Annotated in this window: 2 protein-coding genes; both read left to right on the top strand. The window is 42.0% G+C overall.

The window, feature by feature from the left end; translation table 11 throughout:
* Positions 1–1,086, top strand: a 1,086-nt coding sequence (locus QUA57_RS28035) for an ATP-binding protein (RefSeq protein ID WP_333065048.1), incomplete at its 5' end; no start/stop codon positions are given.
* 313 nt (positions 1,087–1,399) lie between these two features.
* A partial coding sequence (locus QUA57_RS28030) for a serine/threonine-protein kinase PknK (RefSeq protein WP_333065046.1) occupies positions 1,400–5,298 on the top strand: 3,899 nt, incomplete at its 3' end.

The following is a 5,298-nucleotide window of genomic DNA, read 5'->3' as shown; positions in this document are numbered from 1 at the left end:
AAAACCGATATTCCGGGTTTAATGAATGACTGTACGCTCCAGTATCACTCTCAGAGTATGCTATGTACTCCGATTCTAGATCGCGGGAACTTAGTTGCCATACTGTATCTCGAACATAGCTCGACAAAAGGAGTGTTTACTCGCGATCGTCTCCTCATCCTCAACTTCCTCTGCACTCAGGCTGCCATTTCCCTAGAAAATGCGCGATTGTATCAGCAAGCCCAGGACTACGCTCACCAGGTGGAACAATCTCAACTGCAATTAGTGCAGAGCGAAAAAATGTCGGCTTTGGGGAATTTAGTGGCCGGGGTTGCCCATGAAATTAATAATCCAGTCGGATTTATTTCTGGTAATATTCATGAAGCGATCGCCGCCGTCAAAGATATTACAGAATACTTGCAACTCTATAAAGAAAAATTTCCCAGTCCGGGAGAGGAGATTGAAGAAAAAGCTGAAGAGAGCGATATCGAATATCTCTTAGAAGATTTACCCAAAATGTTGAATTCGATGCAAATCGGGTGCGATCGCATCCAAGGCATCAGCACCAGTCTTCGTACCTTCTCCCGAGCCGACAAAGATTACAAAGTGCCTTTCAATATTCATGACGGAATTAACAGTACGATTTTGATTCTCAAACACAGATTGAAAGCGAACGAACAGCGTCCAGCGATTGAAGTTGTGAAAGAGTACGGGAACTTGCCATCAGTGGACTGCTTCCCCGGACAATTAAATCAGGTGTTTATGAATATATTGGCAAATGCCATTGATGCACTGGAAGAATCAAATCGGGAACGGAGTTTAGAGAAGATTAAAGCCCGAGCCAATTGCATTACGATTCGCACCGAAAGACAGTCGTCTGAGTGGGTGACGATTCGCATTTCTGACAACGGGCCAGGGATATCAGAGGAGATAAAAGGTCAGGTTTTTGACCACTTATTTACAACTAAAGGTGTGGGTAAAGGCACGGGGTTGGGATTGGCGATCGCACGGCAGATTGTAGTTGAGAAACACGGCGGTACAATCGAGGTAAATTCTGTATTAGGAGAAGGGACGGAGTTTACGATATCATTGCCGATGAAAGGATAAGACTAGGGAGCATCTCATATTGGTAAAAACACTTCTTCTGGCTCCTTCCTTCTTCTTATTTCCTCCTGCCTCCTGCCTCCTCTCTCCTGCCTCAAAATTCCAATTTTGGGCTGGGTTGCTTTCATTGAGATGCTCCCTAAGACTATCTTGATAGATGGCAATCTTTCTCTTCAAAAGTGAAAATAAATAAAAGCGGTAGAGTCTGTCGCCTGGGGATTTCGCAGTTCTATTTTCCTCAGACTCAACCAATAAATGTATATACTTAGTTACAAGAGTCAATGTCTAAGATGGAGTAATCCATAGGAGTACCGCAGTGGATTTGACTAACCGAGTTTCAGGATATCATCTGGTTGAGCAATTATACTGTGGTTCGAGAACCCTAGTTTATCGAGCCATTCGAGAAACAGATCAGCTTCCAGTTGTCATTAAACTATTAAATCGAGACTATCCCAGCTTCAGCGAACTGCTGCAATTCCGCAACCAGTATACCATCGCCAAAAATCTACGTCTGCCTGGAGTCGTTGAACCCTACAATTTGGACTCCTATCGCCACAGCTATGCCCTAGTAATGGAGGATTTTGGCGGTATTTCTCTACGAGACTACGCCCAAGAACGCAAGCTGACTCTAGCAGAAATCTTGGAAATTGCCATTCAAATAACTGACATCCTTGACGGACTGTACCGAAACAGAGTCATCCACAAAGATATTAAGCCAGCTAACGTCCTGATTCATCCCGAAACTAAACAAGTCAAACTGATTGACTTTAGCATCGCCTCCCTACTGCCGAGAGAAACTCAAGAAATTCAAAATCCCAACGTTTTAGAAGGAACCCTCGCCTATATTTCTCCCGAACAAACCGGACGAATGAACCGAGGTATTGACTACCGCACCGACTTTTATTCTCTAGGAGTTACCTTTTACGAACTGCTGACAGGAAAACTGCCATTTGAATGTGACGACCCCATGGAGTTAGTTCACTGCCATATTGCCAAAAAACCTCCTGCAATAAACAGCCAAGAAATCCCGCAGCTAGTTGCGGATATGGTGATAAAGCTGATGGCGAAGAATGCCGAAAAGCGCTATCAAAGTGCCAAGGGATTGAAACATGACTTAGAAAAGTGTTGGCAGCAGTACCAAGAAACTGGAAATATTGAAACATTTGAGTTAGGAACGCGGGATGTATGCGATCGCTTCCTGATTCCCGAAAAACTCTATGGACGAGAAACCGAAGTCCAAACCCTGTTGAGTGCCTTCGATCGCGTCGCGAATGGCACATCAGAATTAATGCTGGTCGCTGGGTTCTCCGGGATTGGTAAAACGGCAGTCGTCAACGAGGTACATAAACCCATTGTCCGGCAACGCGGCTATTTTATCAAAGGCAAATTCGACCAGTTCAACCGCAACATTCCCTTCTCGGCATTTGTCCAGGCATTCCGCGATTTTATGGCACAATTGCTGAGTGAAAGTGATGCCCAAATCCAAGAATGGAAAACTCAAATTCTCGCAGCGCTCGGTGACAATGGACAAGTCATTATTGAAGTCATTCCCGAACTAGAACGGATTATTGGAACACCACCCCCAGCCCCCGAATTATCGGGGATTGCTGCTCAAAACCTCTTTAATTTGCTCTTCCACAAATTCATTGCTGTCTTCACCACAAAAGAACATCCATTGGTGATATTTTTGGATGACTTACAATGGGCGGATTCGGCATCGCTGAAGTTAATGCAATTGCTCGTCAATGAGTCGCAATTGGGTTATCTGTTGCTGCTGGGAGCCTATCGGGATAATGAAGTATCACCCGGCCATCCCCTGATGTTGACCCTAGATGAAGTGAGGAAGGCAGGAACCACACTCAACACTATTACATTAGCACCGCTTGCCCAAATCAGTTTAAATCAATTGGTAGCGGATACGCTAGTTTGTGATCCTAAGTTGGCACAACCTCTGACAGAATTGGTCTATCAAAAAACTCAAGGAAACCCATTTTTTGCAACGCAGTTTCTCAAAGCATTGCATCAGGAGCAATTGATTACTTTTGATATCCAATCTGGACATTGGCAGTGCGATATTAGCAAAGTGAGAGAGGCAGCACTGACCGATAATGTAGTGGAATTTATGGCACAGCAGTTGCAGAAATTGCCCCGAGAAACTCAGTCTGTTTTGAAATTAGCCGCTTGCATTGGCAACCAGTTTGAGTTAGCAACATTGGCAGTTGTTTTAGAAAGTTCTGAAACTGAAACTGCAACGGCGCTATGGAAAGCGTTACAAGAAGGTTTGGTTTTGCCCCAAAGTGAAGTTTATAAGTTTTATGTAGGAATAGAACAGAATGTTTCTCAACCGATTTCTCAAACCGTTGCCTATCGCTTCTTGCACGATCGCGTCCAGCAAGCGGCTTATTCCCTGATTCCGGATGACAAAAAGCAAGCCACTCATCTCAAAATCGGGCAGTTGCTACTACAAAATTCCGCCGACCTAGAACGCGATGAAAAAATATTTGAAATTGTCAGACACTTGAATCAAGGGAAAGATTTAATAGTTCAACCAAGGGAGCGCCAAGAATTAGCCGAATTAAATTTAGTGACAGGGCGGAAAGCCAAAACTTCTAACGCTTATGCTGCCGCAACGGTATATTTACAAACAGCGATGGAGTTACTGACAACAGACTGTTGGCAAAATCAGTATGAATTGACCCTAAATATTTACATCGCTACTGCCGAAGCTGAATATTTAAACCTTAACTTTGAGAATTCATTAAAATTAGCTGAACTGGCGCTGACTGCAGTCAAGAGTTTACTCGAAAAAGTGAGAATTTATGAATTACAAATGCAGATTCATATTGCTCAGCAAATAGAAATGCTTGCGGCAGTAGAGATTGGGTTAGAAGTGTTAGAAAAACTATCAATCTCTTTACTAACAATTGACTTGGAAAATGATTTAATAATTGATTTACCCAATCTTGACGAGTTAGATAATTTGCCACTTATGAAAGATCCATATAAGCTGGCAGCTATGCAAATTTTAAGAACACTATGTACTCCTGTATTTGTAGCAAGGCCAGAGATTTTTCCGCAATTAATCATCACTATGATTAAGTTGTGTATTAAATATGGAGATTCAGCAATATCATCTTTTGCCTATGGTTTTTACGGGTTATTATTAGTAGGATTAGGTCAATTAGATAGAGGTTATCATGCAGGTTTAATTGCCTTAAACTTATTAGATAAGTTCAACGCTAAAGAGCTAAAAGCCCAAGTTTATAACTTGTTTAATGGCAATATTCGCACTTGGAAAGAACCAGCAAAAAATAGTGTGGAACCTTTGCGAGAAGGACTACAAGCAGGGCTAGAAGTAGGTGATTTTGAATGGGGTGGATATTGTGCTGCAAATTTGTGTAGTTACTTATTTTTTACGGAATATAACTTAGAAACAGCCATCCAGCAACAAGAATTTTATGGTAATTTTTGTATTAACTTTAAACAAGAAAGTTCTACGCATTTCTCGCAAGTATGGCGACAATTAGGTTTGAATTTACAGGGTCAAGCCGCAGATCCCCTATTATTGATCGGTAAAAGCTTTGATGAAGAGAAAAATTTGCCCCGCATTATTGCTGCTAAATCGGGAATAGTTTTATTTATGTTTTATCTGGCTAAAACTATTCTAGGTTACTTGTTAGGCGATAGTAGCCAAGCCTTAAAAAATGTGAGTCTAGCACAGGAGCAATCCGGCTCGGCTTTTGGTTTTATGCAAGTTATAGTTCTCAATTTTTACCATTCGCTAACATTGTTAAATTTGTATGCTGGAGTCACGGTAGATGAACAAATAAGCTACTTGGAACAAGTCAATGTTAATCAGGAAAAAATGAAGTTTTGGGCAGAGAATACACCAGAAGTAAATCGGTATAGATATGAATTAATTGAAGCGGAAAAGGCTAGGGTATTAGGGATTAATTGGCAAGCATTAGAGTTATACGATCGCGCGATAGCAGGAGCCAAAGAAAACGGATATTTCCAAGAAGAAGCGATCGCCAACGAATTAGCTGCCAAGTTCTACCTTGATTGCAGCAAAGAAAAAGTCGCCGCCAGCTATATGCAGGAAGCATATTACTGTTATGCCCGTTGGGGAGCACTAGCGAAGGTTGAAGACTTAGAAAAAAGGTATCCCCAATTACTTCATCCCATCCTGAATCAGCCCAAACTCCGCTTTAATCC

Source organism: Microcoleus sp. Pol7_B2 (assembly GCF_036701035.1).
Lineage (GTDB): Bacteria > Cyanobacteriota > Cyanobacteriia > Cyanobacteriales > Microcoleaceae > Microcoleus.
Note: the sequence above shows the minus strand (reverse complement) of the source record. Positions and strands in the feature narration are given on the sequence as shown.